Consider the following 24,413-nt stretch of genomic DNA (forward strand, 5'->3'; position numbering starts at 1 on the left):
GGTAGAGAGTTTTGATTATAGAAGTTTCAACAGTGAGTGTTTTTTTTGCCGGTGCATTATCTTTTTTATCGCCGTGTGTTTTACCATTGGTTCCTCCTTATTTGTGTTATATGGCAGGTATCGGTATTGATGATTTTCGCTCAGAAAAGACTAATAGGAAAGTGTTTATACGGTGGGCACTTTTATCTTCTGTTATTGCTTTTGTGCTTGGTTTTACAACTGTTTTTGTTGCGTTAGGTGCTAGTGCAAGCACAATTGGTGAATTTATCAGTTATTATCGTGATTGGTTTGCATTTGCTGCTGGAGTTATCATTATTGTTTTCGGTTTAAATTTTTTAGGTCTTTTCAAGATTGCTTTTTTATTTCGTGAAGCGCGTTTTTCAACGCATAGAATGCCAGCTGGTCCTTTAGGGGCTTACGTTATTGGTTTAGCTTTTGCGTTTGGTTGGACACCGTGTATTGGTCCGATTTTGGGACCTGTTCTAACACTTGCTGGAACAAAAGAAACTGTGGGTGAGGGAGCTGTTCTTTTAGGGATTTACGCGTTAGGTCTTGCTGTGCCTTTTATGTTAGCAGCTCTATTTTCGAGCAGTTTTATGAGATTTTTAGGAGCTTTTCGTATTCATTTGGGAAAAGTTGAAAAAATTATTGGTATTTTTCTGATTATTACAGGTATTTTGTTTTTAACAGGCTCTATGCATGACTTTTCATTTTGGCTTTTGGAATATTGCCCTTTGTTGAGTAATGTTGAAGGTATTCGTTGGCATGATATTATGAGTTTCTTTGGATTTTCTCGTTAATTTTGTGTGCTTTTATGGTTAGAAATTGTCTTTCTATTATTCTTGCAGGAGGTGAAGGGACGCGCATGAAATCGTCTCTTCCTAAGGCCCTTCATAAAATTGCTGGATTGCCGCTTATATGCCACGTCATAAGACAAATAGAATTGGCAGGTACTTCACAGTTAGCAGTGGTTGTAGGATTTGGCGCTAAAGATGTCACGGAAGTTGTTCACTCATTTGTAAAAGATGCGATGATTTTTGAACAAAAAGAACGTTTAGGAACAGCTCATGCTGCGCTTTCTGCTCGCTTAGCTTTGCAAAAAGGGATGGATGATGTTCTTATTGTTTTTGGTGATACTCCTTTGATTGAGAAAGATACATTGCTACAAGTTCGTGCGCAGCTTGCTGTTGGAGCAGATGTTGTCGTTGCTGGTTTTCATGCCCCAGATCCAACAGGTTATGGGCGTCTTCTTGAGAAAAATGGTAAGCTTATTGCGATTGTAGAAGAAAAAGATACGAATGAAGAAGAAAAGAAGATTTCTTTTTGTAATGGTGGAATACTTGCTATGAATGGAAAGCATGCGCTTTCTCTTTTAGATAAGATTGGTAAAAACAATTCAAAGCAAGAATATTACTTAACAGATGTTGCTTCTATTGCGGCGCATGAAGGATTAGATGTTCGTGTTGTTGAAGTGCCTTTTGATAATATTGTAGGAATTAATAACTGTTTTGAGCTTTTTGAAGCTGATTCTTTATGGCAAAAGCGTAAAGCGTGCGATTTAATGTTGTCTGGTGTTACAATACTTAAACCAGAAACTGTTTATTTTTCTTATGATACAGAGATTGAACCAGGTGTGTTGATTGAGCCAAATGTTTATTTTGGACCGGGGGTAAAAGTAAAATCTGGCGCAGTTATTCATGCATTTAGTTATCTAGAGGGCACTTTGGTTGGTATGGATGCACGGATTGGGCCCTATGCACGGTTGCGTCCTGGAACAGAGTTAGCGCGATCAGTAAAGGTTGGAAATTTTTGTGAAATTAAGCAAGCAAAAGTAGGAGAAGCTACTAAAATTAATCATTTAAGTTATATTGGCGATGCAGAAATTGGTGCATATACCAATATTGGAGCTGGTACTATTACTTGTAATTATGATGGATTTCATAAATATAAAACAGTGATTGGTGATAATGCCTTTATTGGTTCTAATTCAGCTCTTATTGCTCCATTGATTATTGGAAGAAGTTCTTATGTGGCTTCAGGAAGTGTTATTACTGAAAATGTACCTATAAATAGTATAGCTTTTGGACGAGCACGACAGGTAATAAAAGAGGATCGTGCAGAAAAATTGCGTGCATGTTTGTCGACAAATAAACAAAAAAAGTAATCTTTTTCAGTTTATCTCTCAACTTTATAAGAATCTGATAATTGTGTAAAGACTTGTTCTTAAGTATTACCATACCATATGCAGTGTATATGATCTTTAAAGGTTTTAATAAGGACAGTTGGATTATTTTACCGGATCATTATAAATCTTGGATGTAAATTGGAGCTTTTAATGTGTGGAATTATTGGAATTCTTGGAAATAGACCTGTTGCATCCTATTTGGTTGATGGTTTAAAGCGCCTTGAATATAGAGGATATGATTCATCTGGTTTAGCGACAGTCCATGAGGGGCGCCTTCATCGTATTCGCGCTGAAGGGAAGCTTATTCATTTAGAAGAAAAATTAAAGATAGCACCTTTGGAAGGTAAGCTGGGGATTGGTCATACGCGCTGGGCTACACATGGAATTGCTGTAGAGCGGAATGCACATCCTCATTTAACTGAACGGATTGCAGTTGTTCATAATGGTATTATCGAAAATTTTTTAGAATTGCGAAAGGAACTCATTGAGGACGGTTATGTTTTTGAAACAGAGACCGATACGGAGGTTATTGCTCATTTAATTACGCGCGCACTAAAAAGTGGTTTTTCTCCGCAAGAAGCGACACGCACGAGTTGGAAAAGATTGCAGGGTGCTTTTGCTCTTGCTCTTATTTTTGAAGGTGAAGATAACCTTATAATTGCTGTTCGTTCTGGTCCACCTTTGGTGGTTGGGTATGGAAAGGATGAGTTTTTTGTAGGGTCGGATGCAATTGCTTTAGCTTCATTTACAGATCGTATCAGTTATATGGAAGATGGTGATTTGGCTGTTCTCACGCGTGAAGGAGTAACAATTTATAATGGAGATAATCAGCCAGTAGAACGTCCTATTACAACATTGTTTGATGGAAATTTCTTGGTTTCTAAAGGACATCATCGCCATTTTATGCACAAGGAAATGTTTGAACAACCTGACGTTATCTCGCATAATTTGGCACATTATCTTGATCTTGGAAATTATACAGTTCGCTTATTTGAAGATTTGATTGATTGGAAAAATATTAACCGATTGCTCTTTGCAAGCTGTGGAACCGCTTATTATTCAACTTTAGTTGCACGCTATTGGTTTGAGAACTTGGCGGGTTTAAGTGTTGATAATGATGTGGCTTCAGAATTTCGTTATCGTGAACCCCCTATAACACCTGATGTGTTGCCAATATTTGTTTCTCAATCTGGTGAAACAGCTGATACATTGGCATCTTTACGTTATTGTCGAGAACGTGGTGTGAGAACGGTGACAGTTGTGAATGTTGAGCAATCGACAATGGCGAGGGAGGCTGATTTTGTTTTACAAACATTAGCTGGTCCAGAAATTGGTGTTGCTTCAACAAAAGCTTTTACCTGTCAATTGGTGACACTTGCTTCAATGGCGCTTGGTGCCGCTAAGCAACGTGGTTATCTCTCAGAAAAGCAGGAGCAACAGTTCGTGCGACAATTGACAGAAGTGCCGCGAATTTTAAATGAGGTTTTGAAATTAGAGGATAAAATTGAGACTATTTGTCGTGATTTGATGAACGTAAAAGGGGCTCTTTATCTTGGGCGTGGTACTTCTTATCCAATTGCTTTGGAAGGAGCACTCAAATTGAAAGAGCTTTCTTATATTCACGCTGAAGGTTATGCGGCAGGTGAGTTAAAGCATGGTCCGATTGCGTTGGTTGATGAGACAATGCCGATTATTGTTGTCGCACCTTATGATAGGTGGTTTGAAAAGACTTTTTCTAATATGCAAGAAGTAGCGGCACGCAAGGGGCATATTATTTTGATAACGGATAAAAGAGGTGAAAAAGCAATGCATCTTGATATTCCGTCGACTATTATTTTGCCGGATATTCCAGAATTTATTGCACCTATCATTTATGCTTTACCTATTCAATTAATCGCTTACCATACAGCTGTTTTATTGGGAACAGATGTTGATCAACCTCGTAATTTGGCAAAATCAGTCACTGTTGAGTAAAGATGGTTTTATGTCTTTTTTAGGGAATAATTAAGGGTGCAAATCATAAAAAACATTTATAACAGATATGCAAAGCTTTCACTTTTTTATAAGGATTGCTTTTTACTGTTAGCCTGCTCGGAGTAAACGCGTAGCATCGTCGCGTCTGAAAAGATAAAGGAGCAAACGTAAAGCTTGTCCTTGTTCTGAGGAAAGAGTAGGATCATGTTGTAAAAATAAACGTGCATGCTTTCTTGCCATTGATAAAAGATCGCTGTGAACTGCAAGGTTTGCTATATGGAACTCAGGGGTGCCGGATTGTCGTGTTCCTAAAAGTTCTCCTTCTCCTCGTAAACGCCAGTCTTCTTCAGCAATTTTAAAACCATCTTCTGTATTACGTATAATATTAAGGCGTGTTGCAGCCATCTTTGTTAGTGGATCTTTGTATAGCAGAATGCAGGAAGATTTTTTTTCTCCTCGTCCGACACGTCCCCGTAATTGGTGCAGTTGTGAAAGGCCAAAATGTTCCGCATGTTCGATAACGATGATTGAGGCATCAGGAACATCCACTCCCACTTCAATAACTGTAGTTGCAACTAAAATACCTATATTTCCACATTTAAAAGATGCCATGGCTGCTTCTTTTTCATCCGTAGACATCTTCCCATGGATCATACCAACACGTTTTCCAAATCGTTCACAGAGAAGGGCAAAGCGGCTTTCAATTGAAGTGAGCTCAAGAGTTGTAGATTCTTCCACTAAAGGACAAATCCAATAAAGTTTTTCTCCTTTTTCTAGTGCAAGTGCAATTCGTTCTATAAGTTCATGAATACGTTTCAAGGGAACTGTTGCTGTTGTGATTGGTTGTCGTCCAATTGGTTTTTCTGTAATTTGAGAGACATCCATATCACCAAAAGCTGTTAGAACCAGTGTGCGTGGAATAGGGGTGGCAGTCATCACCAGCATATCAGGGGTATGACCTTTTGCGGTAAGAGCAAGACGTTGATGCACACCAAAGCGGTGTTGTTCATCGATAATGGTTAAAGCAAGATTATTATAAGTAACGTTATTTTGTATAAGAGCATGGGTCCCTATGATAATAGAAGCTTGGCCTGATAAGATATCGTTCAAGATTTTTGTGCGCACTTTTCCTTTTTCTCGTCCAGTTAAAAGAGTTGTTTTTAATCCAATCTTTTCAGCAAGAGGCGCAATTGTAGCAAAATGTTGCCTAGCAAGAATTTCTGTTGGTGCCATTAATGCAGATTGTCCTGCATTTTCAGCAATCTGCGCACTTGCCATCAGTGCAACAACGGTTTTTCCTGCTCCTACGTCGCCTTGAAGAAGTCTTAACATCGGTTTTGGTGAAGCGAGATCCTTTGCAATATCTTTTATTGCTTCTTTTTGTCCATTGGTAAGTTGGAAGGGTAAAGCTTTCAGTAATTTTCCAGTATAAGTGCCGTTTGGAGGTCGAGAAGCACCGACAAGAGATTTAGTTTTTAAGCGCACAAGTCCAAGAGCTAATTGGCTAGCAAGAAGTTCATCATAGGCAAGACGTTTGCGTGCTGTACTTTCTAAAGTTAAATCATCGGGATCGATGGGGGCATGAATGCGGCGTAAAGCAATAGGAAAAGAAGAAAAGTTTTGTTGCTTTTTGACGCTTTCTTCTATCCACTCTGGTAAGAGAGGAATAGAGTCGAGAGCGTTTTGCATAGTGCGCCTTAACATTTTTGCTGATAATCCAGCAGTAGAGGGATAGACAGGTTCGATTAATGGCATCTGATTTGATTGCTCGTTTGTTACAATGTAATCGGGATGTACCATTGAGAGTTGTTCGTTAAATCGCTCCACTTTACCTGATACGATGACTTTTTTCCCTTCCGGTAATTGATTTTTTAACCAAGAAGGTTGAGCATGAAAAAAGACCAAATTTATTTTTCCTGTTTGATCACGCGCGATAACACGGTAGGGCAATCGCTTACGTCCAGGGGGGGGCGGTTGATGCTGATCAATGATAATTTCGAGAGTGACGGTGACTCCTTCTCGTGCAAAAGCAATGCTGGGACGTGTTCTGCGGTCTATGACTGAATGGGGCATTAATTGGAGAAGATCAATGAGTGTGGATTCACGTTGTGTCGGATTAATATTTAAGACTTTTGTAAGTAAAGCACATATTTTGGAGCTTACTCCCGGAAGGGTGCGAATAGAAGCAAAAAGAGGATTAATAAGGCTGGGACGCATAAGAAAATTTTTAGCCGGCTCTTTTCATTTTTTCTAGTACTTTGAAGAGCTTTTTGCAAATAAATCACGAGAGTCTATGAGGAAAAGTTGTTTTATTTTAATTTTAAATTTTATATAGAGCAAAAAATTGAAAGTGGAATAAAATAAGAACAGTACCGGAAAGAGAACTAATAGCACTATGGTATGTTCGCTTTTATTTGTGTGAGTTTTTTTATCACTATAGGTATTTTTTTCATGACACTTTAATGTAGAATATCAATAAAGCTGGGATGTCTCCTGTGTATACGAGAGTGTTAAAGTTATAAATTTATAGCATAATGGACTAAAATACCATCTCTTACTATGAGATAGATGTAAGTGCGATAGGTATTTATTTTGTGATAGGAAATTTTGAGAGTGTCAGAAGATAAAAGCAAAACACGAGATGGTAAAAATTCCTTTCCTCGCTTTATTCACTTAAGAGTACATTCAGCTTATTCATTGCTTGAAGGGGCTTTGAAAATCCCACAGATTATTCAACACGCGACTTCAGATCATGCACCAGCAGTTGCTATTACGGATACAAATAATTTATTTGGTGCTCTGGAGTTTTCGCAATATTGTTTCTCTCATGGGATACAACCTATTATCGGTTGTCAGATCACGGTTGATTTTAGTGATGAAAATGATAATCCGCATTTTTCTAAATGGTGCCAACCTTCTGATTTTTGTTCTCTTGTTTTGTTGGCTGCTAGCGATATCGGTTATGCTCATTTGGTTCGTCTTGTTAGCCGTGCTTATCTTGATAAGTGTGATACTGATCCTCCTCATATTAAAGTGGGTTGGTTATTGTCGCACAGTGAAGGAATAATCGCTTTAACTGGTGGTAATGGAGGACCTATTAATTCTTCTTTAGCGGAAGGAAAAAAAGAACATGCTGTTGAACGTTTAATTTATTTAAAAAAAATTTTTGATGATCGTCTTTATGTGGAATTACAGCGGCATGGCTCTTTTGATCAAAAAATAGAAGTTGCGCTTATTGAATTAGCATATGAACATAAAGTTCCTCTTGTGGCAACTAATGAAGCTTTTTTTCTGAATAGGGAAGGATATGAAGCACATGATGCACTGATGGCAGTTGCAGAAGGGCAGATTGTCTCTAATCCAGAGCGTAAACGTGTGACACCAGATCATTATTTAAAGTCGCAAGATGAAATGGTTGCACTTTTTTCTGATCTTCCAGAAGCTCTCGAAAATAGTGTTGAAATTGCGTTGCGTTGTCATACTGCGACACCAATTCGAAAACCAATTTTGCCTCGTTTTATAGAGCAATCTGTTGATTCAAATTGTATTTTAGAAGCCGAAGATAGGGAATTGTTAAATCAAGCTAAGGCTGGTTTAAAAATGCGGCTTGAGATAATTGGATTGGCTGAAGGATATACCGTTGCAGATTATGAGCAACGACTTGATTATGAAGTTTCCATTATTACGCGTATGCAATTTTCTGGCTATTTTCTTATCGTTTCAGATTTTATAAAATGGGCGAAAACCCATGATATCCCTGTTGGTCCAGGGCGGGGCTCTGGTGCGGGTTCACTCGTTGCTTATGCGTTGACTATTACCGATGTTGATCCATTGCGTTTTTCCCTTCTCTTTGAACGGTTTCTCAATCCAGATCGTGTTTCTATGCCGGATTTTGATATTGACTTTTGTCAAGAGCGGCGCGAAGAAGTTATTCATTATGTGCAAAAAAAATATGGACGCGATCAAGTTGCTCAAATTATTACGTTTGGTAAATTACAAGCACGGGCGGTGTTGCGTGATGTTGGGCGTGTTTTAGAAGTCCCTTATCGTCAGGTGGATTATCTTACGAAACTAGTTCCTGCTACACCTGGGAATCAGGTTGAATTGGCTGATGCTATTAAAGATGAACCTAAATTTGCGGAAGAAAAGAAAAAGAATCCCGTCATTGGACGCACATTAGATATAGCGCTTCAATTGGAGGGCCTTTATCGGCATGCATCAACCCATGCTGCAGGGATTGTTATCGGTGACCGGCCACTTTCAGAGCTTGTCCCGATGTATCGTGATTCGCGCTCCGATATGCCTGTTACACAATTTAACATGAAGTATGTTGAACAGGCGGGGCTGGTAAAATTTGATTTTCTTGGATTAAAAACACTTACTGTTTTGAAAATGGCGGTGGATTTTGTCGCACGAAAGGGTATCAAAATAGATTTGTCAAATATTCCTCTTAATGATGAAGCGACCTATGCTATGATGGCACGTGGCGAAACGGTTGGTGTATTTCAAGTTGAAAGCTCTGGTATGCGTAAGGCACTCATTGGAATGAAGCCAGACCGTATTGAAGATATTATTGCTCTTGTCGCGCTTTATCGTCCTGGTCCGATGGAGAATATTCCAACCTATAATGCACGCAAACATGGCGAAGAGGAAATTACTTCTATCCATCCTAAAATAGACCATCTGATTAAAGAAACACAAGGCGTTATTGTCTATCAGGAGCAGGTAATGCAGATTGCTCAGGTGCTTGCTGGTTATTCGCTTGGGGAAGCGGATTTATTACGTCGTGCTATGGGTAAAAAAATTCATAAAGAAATGCAAAAACAGCGTACGCGCTTTGTGAATGGAGCTGTCGCTGGCGGAGTTGATAAGGATCAGGCTGATATTATTTTTGATCTTTTGGCAAAATTTGCAGATTACGGTTTTAATAAGTCGCATGCCGCTGCTTATGCACTTGTTTCCTATCAAACGGCTTATATGAAAGCACATCATCCAGTTGAATTTTTAGCCGCTTCAATGACGTATGATATGACAAATACGGATAAGTTGAATGATTTTCGGCGTGAAGCATTAAGGTTGGGTATTCAAGTTATTGCACCTTGTGTGCAAACATCCCATCGTGTTTTTGAAGTTGGTGATAACTGTATTTATTATTCTCTTGCTGCTATTAAAGGTGTAGGGGAAGCAGTTGTTGATCATATTGTTGCTTGTCGTGGAGATAAACTTTTTAAGGATCTGGAAGATTTTTGTGAGCGCATTGATCCCCGTATTGTTAATAAGCGTGCGATGGAAAGTTTGGTTTGTGCTGGCGCTTTTGATTGTTTCAAGATTGCACGTGAGATTTTATTGGCAAGCCTTGGAACTCTCCATGCACGTGCACTTCGTATTCTCGATAACAATTCTAGCGGACAGATCGATATATTTGGGATGACAGGTGGGTTAAGAGAGCCTTTGATTTTATCGCAAGCATCTCCTTGGTTAGCGGATGAAAAACTTTATCGAGAATTTCAAGCAATAGGTTTTTACTTTTCTGCGCATCCTTTGGATGAGTATCATGCTATTCTTGCTAAAAAACGCGTACAGACTTGGGTTAATTTTGCTAACGCTGTCAAAGGAGGGGCAACTGCTGCTAGGCTCGCTGGAACTATCGTGGCAAAACAAGTCCGTAAAACAAAGTCTGGTAAGAAAATGGGGATTATTCATTTTTCTGATACGAGTGGACAGTATGAGACAGTTCTTTTTTCCGATATGCTTTCTGATTATGAGGAGGTGCTAGAACCTGGAAAATCTTTTATTATTACAGTGAGTGCAGAAAATCGCTCAGAAGGTATTAGTTTGCGGCTTGAGACGGTTCAATCCTTGGAAAAGGAGGTATCACAGTATCATAAAATGATGCGCATTTTTATAAAAACAGTTGATATGCTTCCACAAATTGAGCAAAATTTAGATCTTGGTGGGAATGGAGAAGTAGGGCTTATTCTTATTCAAGAGGATGGATTGCGGGAAGTTGAAATTGCGCTGCCAAACCGATACAAAGTTAGTTCGCGTGTGGCAAGCGCTATGAAATCGATTCAAGGTGTTGTCAATGTGGAGTTGACTTAAATCAAAAGTTGTAAGACGACTGCTTGTTTTGAATTACATTTCGCTTTATCAGTGGCTTAAAATTTCACTTTGAATTGGACTGCCGATTCTAAAAGTTCTTATTTTTATTTATGGTAAATTATGACGGATTCATAATGTTATCAGCGCAAGAAAATGTTCTTTATGTATGCAAAGCCATTGGGAGAACTTTGTAAGTTTTTATCATAGATTTTTTATGAGATTCATAGCATCATACATATAAAGCCAATTAAGGTCAGACATGATACTCTCTGGTGTACGAATTTTCATGATGAAATTGCGTGCAATTGCTATGGGACCAGTTGCATGATAGGTAATCCTGTTAAAGTTTCCACGTTTTTTTACCGCTGCAATGCGAGGCTTTCGTATTTTTTCGTAAAGCCAAAGGGCGTTTGTCAGTGAAAGGTCTTTAGTAGAGAGTGCTTCTGCTAATGTGGCAGCATCTTCTATTGCCATAGCAGCACCTTGTGCTGCAAAGGGGAGGGCTGCATGTGCACAATCACCAACAAATACTTGTCGTTCTAAACCTAAAAAACGATTTTGTTGCATTTGAAAGAGTGGCCAATAAGTCCATTCATCAATATGATCAAAAATCTGTAAGATTTGCAAATTCCAGTCTTTGAAAAGAGATTTCAAATTTTCTTTATTTCCTTCATGTGCCCATCCTTTTTTTGAATTTTTTCCACGCGTAATGGCCACAAAATTAAAAACTTTTGTTGATGATTGAATGGGATAGACAATAAGATGATTTTTGGGTCCCATCCAGGCAGTAATTGTCTTCATATTTTGCAATAAAGAATGAAAACTTTTAGGAAGATTTTCAAATTCTGTTGTTGCACGCCAAGCAATAAAACCACTAAAATTTGCCCTTTCATAAAAAGGTGCTTGTTTTCGTAATGTCGACCAAACTCCATCGCATCCGATAAGGAGTGGTGTTGAATAAAGCTGAGAATGTTGGGTTTCAGTTGGTAAATTGATTTTTATTGTTTTTATATGAATACTGTGAGATACTATTTGGGTAGATGATACAACAGATTCACCTGTTTGATATTTGATAAGAGGATTTTCAATAACAGCATTATGTAAAATTTTTTGTAAGTTTGCGCGATGAATTGTAATATAAGGAGCTTTCCAGGTTTTTTCCGATAAATTGATAAGATCAGTACGCAATCGTGTTTTTAAAGACATTCCATCTCTTAACTCAAAAAAATGTGGTATTATCCCCACTTCAGTAAGCTTGCTAAGAATGCCCCAATGCGCAAGAATACGGGTTGCATTTGGAGTGAGCTGTATACCAGCGCCTACGGCGTCAAGTTGTGTACATTTTTCGATAATGGTACTTGCAATTCCTTTATGGGCCAATGCCAAAGCTGTGCTTAAACCAGCAATACCTCCTCCAACGATGATTGGTGATTGATCCATAGGCTACTTTATATTGAAAAAGCAGAGAACGCACTATTTGGGATGATATAAACATCCTGCAGGATTTGTTTGATTAGGTGATAGCGAAGGAATATAACGATAAAGTGTTGAACAATAAGGACAAATTTTTTCATCAGCTGATCCCATATTAATAAAAATATGGGGATGATCGAATGGTTGTGTAGCACCCGCACACATAAACTCTTTTACACCAATTTCGATTATTTTATATCCAAGGTCATTTTGGAAATGAGGAACGTTGTGGTTAGCCATGGCGTATAAGCTCCGGATAAATTGCCTAATCAGAGATGATTTGAAATCCTTTATTTCATATGCGTTAATTTGTAATAAAGCTTATAATAATGCAAGGTACTTTTTAAGACAAGTTAACTGTCTTTATGTTATACCGATCCATTGCCGTATTTCTAGTAATTTGCGCAATAGGAATAATTCTAAGTGTTTTGAAATATTAAATGTAACTAACATCAGAAAAATTGGTTATTTATATGTTATTATCACAATAATATATTGGAAAGTATTCTATGAGATATTTATCCATAAGGATCTTAAAAAGTATAAAGGAAGATTAGCTAGAGTATATGAAACAAAGGGTGGTAGATCAGACTTTTATGTCGGATATAACAATGAAAAATCCGATGCGGTTTATTAATCGAGAATTTTCATGGTTACAATTTAATACTCGTGTATTGACGGAGGCTAGTAATCCGAAGCATCCTTTATTAGAACGGTTACAATTTCTTTCGATTTCTGCAGCAAACCTTGATGAATTTTTTATGGTTCGTGTTGCTGGGCTCGCTTCTCAAATTCGTGGTGGAGATACAGCCTGTAGTGCAGATGGGCTTACACCGCAGGAGCAACTTGATTATGTATTAGCTGAGATTTCGCATTTGCAAGCTAATCAATTACGAGAATTAAGTACTTTATGTCATGAACTGAAACAGAATGATATTGAAATTATTCGTCCCAGTGAGCTTTCAGAAGTTGAAAAATTATGGCTCGAAAAATATTTTCTTGATGCGATTTTTCCTATTCTTAAACCTTCATCTGTTGATTCTACTGACTCTTTTCCATTTATTCCTAATTTATGTCTTTCACTTGCTTTCCAATTGTCTCGGTGCGCTGATCAAGACTCCACCATAGTGTTTTTGCCTGTTCCAACTGCTTTGAAACGTTTTATTCTTCTTCCTCAGAAGGATAAAAGTTTTCGTTTTATTGCGTCTGAAGATGTTATTAGCCATTTTATAGAGTATATATTTCCTGATTTTAAAGTTGATGGAATTGGTACATTTAGGGTCATTCGTGATAGTGATATTGAAGTAGAAGAAGAAGCGGAAGATCTTGTTCATTTTTTTGAAACTGCGCTTAAAAGACGTCGTCGTGGGCAGGTTATTCGAATTGAATTTGACACAAAAATACCAAAGAATTTGCGTCAATTTGTTATGAATGGCCTTGCAGTTCCTGGTAATTGTATCAGTATTCTTGATGGATTTTTGGCGCTTAACACGCTCTCCGAGATTGTTTCTATTCCGCGTAATGATCTAAAATTCATTCCTTATCATCCTCGTTTTCCTAAATGTATTCGTGAACATAATGGTGATTGTTTTGCGGCTATTCGTGAAAATGATCTTGTGATTCATCATCCTTATGAATCGTTTGATGTTGTTGTACAATTTTTACGTCAAGCTGCTAGTGATCCTGATGTTGTGGAAATTAAACAAACTCTTTATCGCACATCGAATGATAGCCCAATTGTCAGCGCTTTGATTGAGGCTGCCAAACAAGGGAAATCGGTGACTGCTTTGGTAGAACTTAAAGCACGTTTTGATGAGGAAGCTAATATTCGTTGGGCGCGTGATCTTGAGCATGCGGGTGTTCAAGTTGTTTTTGGTTTTATTGCGTTAAAAACACATGCTAAAATGTCACTTGTCGTGAGGCGTGAAGGAAAAAGCCATCGTTCTTATATTCATCTTGGAACTGGGAATTATCATCCCATTAATGCTAAAGTCTATACTGATCTTTCTTTTTTTACTACTGATGATGATATTGTTCATGATGTTGCATTATTGTTCAATTATATCGCTCAATCTAGACGCCCAAATAAAGCAATGAAGATTGCTTTCTCACCCTTAACATTGCGGAGTCGTATTCTTAAGCATATTGAAGGAGAAATTATCAATGCCCAACAAGGGCAGTTTGCTGCTATTTGGATGAAGGTCAATGCGTTGGTTGATTCTGAAATTATTGATACTTTATATCGTGCCAGTCAAATGGGTGTGCAGGTTGATCTGGTGGTGCGTGGTATATGTTGTTTGCGTCCTGGTATTCCAGGCATTTCGGATAATATTCGTGCAAAATCAATTGTAGGGCGTTTTCTTGAACATAGCCGTATTTTTTGTTTTGGTAATGGTAAAGATTTGCCGAGTGAGAACGCACTTGTTTATTTGGGATCAGCTGATCTGATGCCTCGTAATTTAGATCATCGTATTGAAATATTGGTTCCAATTTTTAATAAAACGGTTCGTAAGCAGATTCTTTTACAAATTATGCTGGCCAATATTATTGATAACCAACAAAGTTTTGATATACTAGGGAATGGAACGTCAAGGCGTATAAAACCGCAAAGAGGTGAAAATCCGTTTAATGCGCAGGAGTATTTTATGGCCAATGAAGGTTTTGCGGGGTGGGAAGAATCTTTTCAGTCTTCTGCTTCTCGGTTGGTTGCGTTGCATCGGCAGCAAGCCGAACTGCATAAAGACTAAAATCCAATGACATATATAGACGCTCAAGGTCGGCTGAAAGGGCGTAAGCCTGTCGCTGTTATCGATATTGGCTCGAATTCTGTTCGGCTTGTTATTTATGAAGGGCTTGTTCGTTCACCGACAGTTTTATTTAATGAAAAAGTTCTCTGCGGTTTGGGGCAAGGTGTTGCAAAAACTGGATTTTTAGAAGAAAAATCGATAAAAATGGCGTTGCAAACACTGAAACGATTTCGTGTGCTTTGTCAACAGATTGGAGCAGATGAAGTCTATACTCTAGCAACAGCAGCAGCACGGGAAGCGAAAAACGGGTTGGCGTTTATTCAAAATGCTGAAAATATCTTGCAAAATAAAATATATCTTCTTTCAGGAAGTGACGAGGCTCTTTATTCAGCTTATGGGGTTATTTCTACTTTTTATCAACCAAAGGGTATTTCGGGAGATCTTGGTGGTGGAAGTCTCGAGCTTATTGATATTAATAATTCTGATGTAGGCAAGGGAATAACTCTACCGTTAGGCAGTTTACGGCTACAGTATCTGTCCAATAACGATATTACTGTTGCTGCAAAAATTGCACGAGAGCAGTTTGATAAATTAACTGTCTTTCGTAAAGGCGTGGCACATTGTTTTTATGCAGTAGGAGGGACATGGCGTAATTTAGCAAAACTTCATATGGCAACTAAAGACTATCGGCTCCCTGTTATGCACGGTTATGAGGTTGAGGCAATTGAGATGGAAGGTTTTTTACGTAGTGTAGCGAGTGGCAGGATTGATAATATAAAAGGGATTTCTGCTGTTTCAAAAAATCGTCGTCAGCTTTTGTCTTATGGAGCGATTGTCCTTATCGAACTTATTCAGTGTATGGGCTTTGAAAAAATAATCTTTTCTGGCGCTGGAGTCCGTGAAGGTTTTCTTCATTCACGATTGCCGCAAGAGATTCGTCTTTCAGATCCTCTCATCGCAGCATGCACTGAAATGGCTGTTTTACGGGCACGTTCACCAAAGCAGGCAGAAGAACTCATTGATTTCACGACTAATGCTTTTGACGTTTTTGGAATTTCAGAAACTGAAAATGAATGCCGTTATCGCAAAGCTGCCTGTCTCCTTGCAGATATTGGTTGGCGCATACATCGAGATTATAGAGGTAATGAAGCCGCTAATCAGATAGCGCTGGGATCTTATCCGGGAATTTCTCATAAGGGGCGCGCTTATGCTGCGCTCGCTGTTTTTTTTCGCAATACAAGTGCGTTAATTGATGAAGAATCTCTTCCCATTTTTCAACTAGCAACAAAAAGTATCATTAAAAAAGCACGCATTCTCGGTGAAATTATGCGTATTGCTCATCTTTTTAGCGCTTCTACTGCTGGAATTCTGCCCCATTTATCATGGTATAAAAAAACAGATCATGTTGTATTGTACATTCCAAACCGTTACGCTAATTTATTAGGAGAACGTCCTCTTACTCGGTTGAGGAAATTATCGAAAATAGTAAAATTACCTCTTTCTTTTGAAATTTTTTAATTTTTTTGAACAAGTTTTAGGAACTTAATGCATATATTGTGATATGCATATGCCGCTCCGTATTTTCGTTTTTATGCAGATTCATTTTTTGATTGTTGATTTACGATCTCGATAAGGTATTTATCTTGTATACTATTATATAGCGTGCCGTTTGGTTGGCAATGCTTTGAATGATGGCGAGAAGATTTGTAGAACGATGGCTGACTTCTCGAAGCAAGATTTTTAAGACTTGTTGATGTGAGACACGCTCTCTTCGTGGTTGTGTTACAGTAAGCTGCTATTTTTGTAAACGGGACAGGCTATTATTATAGGAAAATTTTTCTATTTGTATTGTGAATTGAAAACTTGCTGTTTTTTGGATTTCTCTTGATATACAAGTTTGATATTTGATTGGCGTTGCTAAAATTTAATCTTCGTTTTAAACAAGCGTGGATAAAATATTACACTTTTAAAATTATATGATGTTTGTGTTGGTTATAAGCATATTCCAGGTAATGCAGGAAAATGGACAGCATAATAATTTTTCTGGAATGAAACCATTCCCAATAACATTCCCAATAAGATGAGGTCGCAAAATTTTTCTCTTTCGGTTTTCCACGAATCTTTCCATTTAATGAAGCAGCTCATCTCCTCCAGAAAATTTTTATTGCAACAATTTCGAATGCACATAGTTAAAACTTTTTTGTAAATTAAAGCTGTTTGATTATTATTTTTCCATTGTCAAAATAAAATCCTATTTGACCTTTTAGCATTTGTTCAGCTTTTTTCCCAAATATTTCATAGCGCCAACCATTCATTGCAGGAATATTTTTTTTTATACACCCACTTGCGATTTTTTCTAAATCATTAGAAGTTGCAATAATTTTAGGTGCAATGCTGTTTTCGTTCGCAACGAGTTTTAATAATACTTTGAGAAGATCAATAACGGCGGTCAGTGTTTCATTAGGTGGATTATGTTTAGGAAGGGTTGGTAAAGTAGCAAGGTCAACTTCTAAGCCTTCGTGGATAGCTTTGATTAATGTTTGCGCAATTGAGAATTTATCCCAGTTTTTATTCAGACTGCGTAGACGTTTTAAGGCAGATTCATCTTTTGGCTGTTGCGTTGCAATTTCAATAAGGGATTCATCTTTCATGATATGACGACGTGGGATATTATATTTCCGTGCTTTGCGTTCACGCCAAGCTGCTATTTTTTGTAATATGGCAAATTCACGCGGTTTTTTAACTTTGCCTTTCACTTTTTTCCATGCTTCATCTTCTGGCATATCATAGGTTTTAGGTGATAAAAGAATTGCTATTTCGTCCTCCATCCAGTGGGCGCGTTTATTTTTTTCTAGCTGTTTTTTTAATAAAAGGTAAACATCTCTTAGATAGGTTACATCGGAGAGTGCATAGAGCAGCTGTTTTTCGGAAAGAGGACGGCAGCTCCAGTCTGTAAAGCGAGATGATTTATCAAGTTGATGGCCTGTGCAACGTTGTACAATTTGGTCATAGGAAATAGAATCACCAAATCCGCAAATCGATCCTGCTATTTGCGTGTCAAAAAGAGGGAAGGGAATGATCCCTCCAAGATGATAGATTGTTTCGATGTCTTGGCGTGCAGCATGAAAAACTTTAACAACTTTTTTATCTACCATGAGATCAAAAAATGGTTGCAAATCAATATCTTCTGCTATTGGATCAATGAGAGCTGTCGTGTCTGGTGATGCAAGCTGAATGAGACACAGTTGCGGCCAAAAAGTTGTCTCGCGGATAAATTCAGTATCAATTGTTATAAAATCTGAGGTACGTAGAGTGGCGAGTGCAATTTCAAGATCTTTTGTTTTTGTAATAAGATTCATCATTATTCTCTTATAGCAAGATAAATTAAATTTGTCTTTTATTGACTTTTTTTAAAAGTCTTTATCCTCACATCTTGACAAATGGTTGTTAAAAAGCGTTTGTAGCGCAGGTGAAATATTATAATCAAAGGCAAAAACTATGCATCGTTATCGCAGTCATAATTGTGCTGCCCTTCGTAAATGTGATGTAGGAAAACAAGTTCGTCTTTCAGGATGGGTTCATCGTGTTCGTGATCATGGTGGAATCCTTTTTGTAGACTTACGCGATCATTTTGGAATCACACAGATTGTTGCTGATCCTGTTTCGCCAGCTTTTAAAATTATTGAAAATGTGCGTTCTGAATGGGTTATTCGTGTAGATGGGGAAGTGTGTGCACGCTTTGATGACGTTATTAATACAGCTCTTCCAACAGGTGAGATTGAAATTTTTGCAAAAGAGGTGGAAATCCTTTCAAAGTCTGATGAACTTCCTTTACCCGTTTTTGGCGAACCTGATTATCCAGAAGATATTCGATTAAAGTATCGTTTCCTTGATTTGCGTCGAGAAACGATGCACAAAAATATCATGCGTCGTACCGAAATTATTTCTGCTATTAGACGGTCTATGCAAGAGAATGGCTTTACGGAGTTTACGACACCGCTTTTGACAGCCTCATCACCGGAAGGAGCGCGCGATTTTTTAGTTCCAAGTCGTATTCATCAGGGAAAATTTTATGCATTGCCGCAAGCTCCTCAGCAGTACAAACAGTTGTTGATGATGTCAGGTTTTGATCGTTATTTTCAAATTGCTCCATGTTTTAGAGATGAAGATCCACGGGCAGATCGTCTTCCAGGTGAATTTTATCAGTTAGACGTTGAAATGAGTTTTGTTGAACAGGAAGATGTTTTTGCAACAATGGAACCTATTATACGTTCTCTTTTTCAAGAATTTGCAAATGGAAAGCCTGTTACACAAAGCTTTCCACGTATTCCTTATGATGAGGCAATGCGGAAATATGGTTCTGATAAACCTGATTTGCGTAATCCGATTATTATGGAAGATGTTTCTCAATATTTTTATGATTCTGGCTTTAAAGTTTTCGCTCAAATTTTAGCGAATGATAAAAATGCACAAGTGTGGGCTATTCCGGCTAAAACGGGGGGAAGTCGTGCTTTTTGTGATCGTATGAATGGGTGGGCACAAGGTGAGGGACAGCCAGGGCTTGGTTATATTTTCTGGCGTGAAGAACAAGGAAAGCTCGGAGGAGCTGGCCCTATTGCCAAAAATATTGGCGAACAGAGAACTGAAGCACTCCGTGCGCAGCTCGGCCTTGAAAATGGGGATGCTTGTTTTTTCGTAGCGGGAGATCCAAAAAAAATTGCATCTTTTGCAGGTGCTGCACGCACACGGGTAGGGGAAGACTTAGATCTTGTTGATCGGGAATGTTTCTCTTTAGCGTGGATTATTGATTTTCCATTTTTTGAATGGAATGAAGATGAAAAAAAACTTGATTTTGCACATAATCCTTTTTCTATGCCGCAGGGTGGAGAAAATGCTCTTGAGTGTCAAGATCTTCTTACTCTTAAGGCTTATCAGTATGATCTTGTTTGTAATGGTTATGAGATTGCATCGGGTGGAATCCGTAACCATTCACCAGAAATGATGCTTAAAGTTTTTAATCTTGTTGGTCTTTCTAAAGAAGTGGTAGAAGACCGTTTTGCTGCTCTTTATCGTGCATTTCATTACGGAGCTCCACCACATGGTGGTATGGCAGCAGGAGTTGACCGTATTGTTATGCTTTTGCAAGGCGTTAAAAATTTACGTGAGGTTGCTTTATTTCCTATGAATCAGCAAGCGCTTGATCTTTTGATGCGTGCTCCATCTGATGTTCCTTCTGCACAATTGCGTGATTTAGGAATACAAATTTCTCCTGCTAGCAAAAGGAGTTAATAAACTTTTTGGTTGTTGCCTTTTTCTCTCTACAGTGAAGTTTTAATGCCTCTGGGTTATATTAGTAGTGTATTTGTTCATAAAAAAGCTTAGATATATGGCTTCATTTCAGTTTTTTAATGCTATAGAAAAGAATTAGCTATCTTATGTTTACTAAAAATAATGCAGTGTTATTAGACATTGCCTTATTCTGAGAAGTTTTGTTAAGCTCATCGTATAAAACTAGATATCGTTTGTTGTGTAAGATGCTCTCTTTAAATAACTATAAGATTAGAGAGCTCATTTTTCGTTAAATTTTCAGAAAAAGGTTTTCACTTAATGCATTAAGTATTTTTTATAGGGTTCAGATCAAGTTTAGAGTTTAGGTATAAATTTTTCAAATTGATATAATTTTCTGTTCATGTTTTAATCAAATTATTTATTTTTATATAATCGATTTTAAATAAAAATATTTGAATTATAAAAGATTACACTGAAGAAATTTTATGAAATAATTGCTCAGTATTTTGAGAATTGTTATCCTAATACTATGTCTGATAAAATGATTTTACCTTTTGATAAAGAACAGATTAAGCCAATAGAATTACGTTCTGCTTTACAAGAACGTTATTTGGCTTATGCCCTTTCTACTATTACACACCGTGCATTGCCTGATGTGCGTGATGGCTTGAAACCTGTACATCGGCGTATTGTTCATGCGATGCGTTTGCTCAAACTTAATCCAGGGCAGTCTTATGCGAAATGTGCACGAATTGTCGGTGATGTCATGGGAAAGTTTCATCCCCATGGTGATGCTTCTATTTATGATGCATTAGTGCGCTTGGCTCAGAGTTTTTCTGTTCGTTATCCATTGGTTGATGGGCAAGGCAATTTTGGTAATATTGATGGTGATAATGCTGCTGCTATGCGGTATACAGAAGCACGTATGACGGAAGTGGCGGCGTTGTTGCTTGAGGGGATTAATGAAAATGCCATTGATTTTCGTTTAACTTATAATGAGGAAGAGGAAGAGCCTATTGTTTTACCGGGAGCTTTTCCTAATCTTTTAGCAAATGGTTCATCAGGGATTGCTGTTGGTATGGCGACATCTATTCCACCGCATAATGTTTCTGAACTCTGTGAGGCGGCACTTCATTTGATTGCACACCCTGATGCGAATGATGAGGAATTAAATCAATTTGTACTTGGGCCTGATTTTCCAACAGGTGGTATTTTAGTTGAGCCTAAAAAGAGTATTAAGGAATCTTATCGTGTTGGGCGTGGGTCCTTTCGGTTGCGTTCGCGTTGGCACCAGGAATCCGGTAGCCGTGGTTCTTATATAATTGTTGTTACCGAAATTCCCTATCAAGTTCAAAAGTCACGCCTTATTGAAAAGACAGTGGAATTACTACTTGCTCGGCGATTGCCAATGCTTGAAGATATCCGTGATGAATCGGCAGAAGATATCCGCATTGTACTTATTCCTAAAAATCGTACCATTGATGCCGAGCTCCTTATGGAGTCTCTTTTTAAATTGACTGATTTTGAAGTAAGATTTCCTCTTAATCTTAATGTTTTATCTTTGGGAAAAAGACCAAATGTTCTTTCTCTGCGCGAAAGTTTACAGCAATGGCTTGAACATCGTCAAGAAGTGCTTGTTCGCCGCTCTCATTATCGGCTTAACCAAATTGATTGCCGATTAGAAACCCTTCAGGGATATCTTATTGCATATTTAAATCTTGATGAGGTGATCCAGATTATTCGTGAAGAGGATGAACCGAAAAAGGAGTTAATTGACCGTTTTGAATTAACAGAAAATCAAGCTGAAGCTATTCTTAATATGCGTTTGCGTTCTTTACGTAAGCTTGAGGAATTTGAAATTCGTAAGGAGTTTGAAAGCTTGAAGGCTGAAAAAGAAAAACTGCAAAATTTGTTAGCTTCTCGTACAAAGCAATGGAAACTAATTTCAAAGGAAATCATAAAAGTTCGTAAAATTTTTGGTCCTGATACTCTGTTAGGGAAAAGGCGTACGACATTTGAAGAAGTACCAAGACATGATATTGATGATATTCATCAGGCAATGATTGAAAAAGAACCGGTTACGATTGTTATTTCTGAAAAGGGCTGGATGCGCGCTTTGAAAGGACATTTGAATGATTACGACACGCTTTCTTTCAAAGAAGGGGACAGGTTGAAGTTAGCATTTCCAGCATTCACGACAGATAAGATTGTCATGATAAGTACTGGCGGAAAGTTTTTTGCTATTGCTGCAAATAGTTTGCCTGGAGGACGGGGACATGGTGAACCAATTCGGATTTTAGTTGATATGGAGGATGAACAAGATGTACTTACAGCTTTTGTCCATAATGCACAGGAAAAACTTCTCTTAGTTTCATCTCATGGAAATGGCTTTATTGTTTCTGCAACAGATGTGATTGCTAATACAAGAAAAGGTAAGCAAGTTATGAATGTGAAGTTTCCTGATAAAGTAAAGCTTTGTGTTCCAGTAAAAGGCGATCATGTTGCAATTGTTGGAGAAAATCGCAAAATGCTTATTTTTTCCATTGGACAAATACCGGAAATGAGCCGCGGTAAAGGAGTTCGTTTACAACGTTACAAAGAAGGTGGTGTTGTTGATGCCAAAACCTTTAATTTATCAGAAGGCTTAAGTTGGCAAGATACAGCTGAACGCTGCTTTAATCGTCAAGCTGATAATCTCATTGAGTGGATGGGAACGCGCGCTGGGGGTGGACGTTTAGTTCCGAAAGGCTTCCCAAGATCAGGAAAATTTACCAATTAAATTATAGAGCACATTGAATTCTTAGATTATAAAAGTATTAAGAAGAAGAACTGTAGAGTTTTATTTCATTACAGTTCTGTCAAGGATATTTTTAAGCTTTTTATAGCAGCATTTATGCAGGTTTATTATGCTGTATAAAAAGACGTCCATGCTCAGCCCATAAGACAAGAAGTATAGCAATGAGACTAAGAAAGAAAAATCCTGCTGAATTAGGAATTGTTGTTTCATTAAATTGTTGGGCAATAAAAAAACTAAGGGCTGTAGCAATAGATGTTTGGAGAAAACCAGATACTGAAGATGCTGTTCCGGCAATTTCTCCTACGGATTCGAGAGCAATTGTATTAAAATTAGCCATCATGCCACCACATGTAAACATTAGTATACAGTATAGAATCATATAAAGAGGGAAAGAAATCGAACCACCTGTCGAGATTGATCCAATAAACCAGATGCATGAAGTAGCACAAAAGAGCAAAAGCATGCTGTGAGCAATACGTCGCATCCCAAGGCGTCCGACAAGCTGAGAATTAAAGAAAGATGATACAACTTGAAATGCGGCTCCGATTGCAAAAGCAACAGGAAACCAAAACCCTAGACGATAGATTCCTTCATAGGTTTGCTGTGATGTATTAATGGCAGTAAAAATGCAGCCTAAAACAATAGAGGAGGCTAGTGTATAACAGAGTGTTATACGGTTGGTTATGACAATCCATAAATTATGTTTGATTGAAGAAAAAGAAAGAGAACGTTGCGTATAAAGCGTTTCAGGCAATCGTAGTTGAATCCAAATCATCAATCCAAAACCAATAATTGCCATAAATACAAAAATAAATTGCCAGTGTCCGAGAAGTAAAATACTCTGTCCCGTCGCTGGGCCAATCATCGGTGCAATAAGAAAAATCATCATAACAATAGACATAACTTCTGCCATTTTTCGACCGTTATAGACATCACGTACAATAGAAACTGTGAGTACGCGCATAGCGGCACCTCCTATACCTTGTAAGATACGTAAAATAAGTAATAAAGAAAAATTGGATACAAAGGCACAAATAATCGCTGGAAATGAATAAAAAGCAAGACCAATGAGAATAATTTTACGTCGTCCGTAACGATCACTTATTGGACCAAAAAATATTTGTGTGATTCCATAACTAATAAGATAACTAGAAATGATATAATGCTGATCATTCTTATTGATAGCACGTAAGCTATTCAAAATGTCAGGCATCGCCGGTAGCATAATATCAATGGCTATGGAATTGATAGCCATAAGCGCACCCATGAGAATGACAAACTCTTTATAACCAATTTTTTCTCTAATCGTGTTACTATGCGTTTGTTCGTCGATTGAATATAACATACAGCCCTCCTCCTTAAAGTAAAAATTTCGACTGAACACAGCTCTCTAAAGTTCTGAAGAAAATAAAGAGGTTCTATAATTTACTGCAGAGAATGTTTTTTTCCTTTAACAGTTCTTGTAGTTCATTATTTTGAAACATCTCTTTTACAATATCACAGCCACCAATAAACTCACCTTTGATATAGAGTTGCGGAATTGTTGGCCAATTTGAATAGTCTTTAATTCCTTGACGCAATTCATTAGAAGTTAGGATATTAATTCCTTTATAATTTAATCCTAAATAGTTAAGGATTTGAACAACCTGTCCTGAAAATCCACATTGTGGAGCTTCGGGTATTCCTTTCATGAATAAAACGATATCATTTTTTTTAATTTCGTTTTCAATAAAATCATGAATAGCGGTCATTTTTATTCCTCGATATTAAAGAGTTTGCAAGTATGTGTTTACACGTACGCTATTTTCTAATCGTATTGGATGAATGAATGCAAGAAGAAATTTTA

At 37.7% G+C, this 24,413-nt stretch carries 14 protein-coding genes and 1 pseudogene; 8 read left to right on the top strand and 7 right to left on the bottom strand.

The genetic code is table 11. The features are described 5' to 3' along the window. Positions 1-11 precede the first annotated feature (11 nt). The 3 genes from HNQ69_RS00300 (at position 12) to glmS (ending at position 4,159) form a co-directional block, all read left to right on the top strand. Positions 12-800 (top strand): cytochrome c biogenesis CcdA family protein, encoded by a 789-nt coding sequence (locus HNQ69_RS00300; protein ID WP_183228130.1) that lies wholly within the window; start codon positions 12-14, stop codon positions 798-800. 14 nt (positions 801-814) lie between these two features. Then, positions 815-2,164 (top strand): bifunctional UDP-N-acetylglucosamine diphosphorylase/glucosamine-1-phosphate N-acetyltransferase GlmU, encoded by a 1,350-nt coding sequence (gene glmU, locus HNQ69_RS00305; RefSeq protein ID WP_183228131.1) that lies wholly within the window; start codon positions 815-817, stop codon positions 2,162-2,164. A 171-nt stretch (positions 2,165-2,335) separates the two neighbouring features. Beyond that, positions 2,336-4,159 carry a glutamine--fructose-6-phosphate transaminase (isomerizing) gene (gene glmS, locus HNQ69_RS00310; protein WP_183228132.1) on the top strand — a complete coding sequence of 608 codons (1,824 nt, stop codon included), beginning with the start codon at positions 2,336-2,338 and terminating at the stop codon, positions 4,157-4,159. A gap of 108 nt (positions 4,160-4,267) precedes the next feature. Here the strand turns inward: glmS and recG are convergent, their stop codons facing one another. Beyond that, complete coding sequence (recG, locus tag HNQ69_RS00315; protein WP_183228133.1) at positions 4,268-6,376, bottom strand: ATP-dependent DNA helicase RecG; 2,109 nt, start codon at positions 6,374-6,376, stop codon at positions 4,268-4,270. 396 nt (positions 6,377-6,772) lie between these two features. Here recG and dnaE point away from each other — a divergent pair, with 396 nt between their 5' ends. Next, complete coding sequence (gene dnaE / locus HNQ69_RS00320) at positions 6,773-10,261, top strand: DNA polymerase III subunit alpha (RefSeq protein ID WP_183228134.1); 3,489 nt, start codon at positions 6,773-6,775, stop codon at positions 10,259-10,261. Positions 10,262-10,462: 201 nt separating this feature from the next. On the opposite strand, the gene HNQ69_RS00325 is transcribed toward dnaE, so the two are convergent. Both HNQ69_RS00325 and HNQ69_RS00330 read right to left on the bottom strand, forming a co-directional pair. Next, positions 10,463-11,701, bottom strand: a complete 1,239-nt coding sequence (locus HNQ69_RS00325; protein ID WP_183228135.1) for an FAD-binding protein — start codon at positions 11,699-11,701, stop codon at positions 10,463-10,465. Between the two features lie 33 nt (positions 11,702-11,734). Continuing rightward, a complete protein-coding gene (locus HNQ69_RS00330) occupies positions 11,735-11,974 on the bottom strand; it encodes a zinc-finger domain-containing protein (protein WP_183228136.1) in 240 nt (79 codons plus the stop codon). Between the two features lie 326 nt (positions 11,975-12,300). Here HNQ69_RS00330 and HNQ69_RS00335 point away from each other — a divergent pair, with 326 nt between their 5' ends. Continuing rightward, positions 12,301-14,481 (top strand): RNA degradosome polyphosphate kinase, encoded by a 2,181-nt coding sequence (locus tag HNQ69_RS00335; RefSeq protein ID WP_183228137.1) that lies wholly within the window; start codon positions 12,301-12,303, stop codon positions 14,479-14,481. A gap of 6 nt (positions 14,482-14,487) precedes the next feature. Next, a complete protein-coding gene (locus tag HNQ69_RS00340; protein ID WP_183228138.1) occupies positions 14,488-15,999 on the top strand; it encodes a Ppx/GppA family phosphatase in 1,512 nt (503 codons plus the stop codon). Positions 16,000-16,138: 139 nt separating this feature from the next. Here the strand turns inward: HNQ69_RS00340 and HNQ69_RS00345 are convergent. After that, positions 16,139-16,234 (bottom strand): annotated as a pseudogene (locus tag HNQ69_RS00345) (HWE histidine kinase domain-containing protein); the annotation flags it as partial. A 454-nt stretch (positions 16,235-16,688) separates the two neighbouring features. Further along, entirely contained in the window at positions 16,689-17,843 is a 1,155-nt protein-coding gene (gene rnd / locus HNQ69_RS00350; RefSeq protein WP_183228139.1) for a ribonuclease D, read from the bottom strand. A gap of 136 nt (positions 17,844-17,979) precedes the next feature. Between rnd and aspS the strand changes: the two genes are divergently transcribed. Both aspS and parC read left to right on the top strand, forming a co-directional pair. Then, positions 17,980-19,770 carry an aspartate--tRNA ligase gene (gene aspS, locus HNQ69_RS00355; protein ID WP_183228140.1) on the top strand — a complete coding sequence of 597 codons (1,791 nt, stop codon included), beginning with the start codon at positions 17,980-17,982 and terminating at the stop codon, positions 19,768-19,770. 529 nt (positions 19,771-20,299) lie between these two features. Continuing rightward, positions 20,300-22,549: a DNA topoisomerase IV subunit A gene (parC, locus tag HNQ69_RS00360; RefSeq protein ID WP_183228141.1), complete on the top strand. Its 2,250-nt coding sequence runs from the start codon at positions 20,300-20,302 to the stop codon at positions 22,547-22,549. Positions 22,550-22,661: 112 nt separating this feature from the next. Here the strand turns inward: parC and HNQ69_RS00365 are convergent, their stop codons facing one another. Both HNQ69_RS00365 and grxD read right to left on the bottom strand, forming a co-directional pair. Continuing rightward, positions 22,662-23,912: a multidrug effflux MFS transporter gene (locus tag HNQ69_RS00365; protein WP_183228142.1), complete on the bottom strand. Its 1,251-nt coding sequence runs from the start codon at positions 23,910-23,912 to the stop codon at positions 22,662-22,664. Positions 23,913-23,985: 73 nt separating this feature from the next. Further along, entirely contained in the window at positions 23,986-24,318 is a 333-nt protein-coding gene (gene grxD, locus HNQ69_RS00370) for a Grx4 family monothiol glutaredoxin (protein ID WP_183228143.1), read from the bottom strand. Positions 24,319-24,413: the final 95 nt, after the last annotated feature.

Origin of the sequence: Bartonella callosciuri (assembly GCF_014203215.1) — a bacterium.
GTDB classification, from domain to species: domain Bacteria; phylum Pseudomonadota; class Alphaproteobacteria; order Rhizobiales; family Rhizobiaceae; genus Bartonella; species Bartonella callosciuri.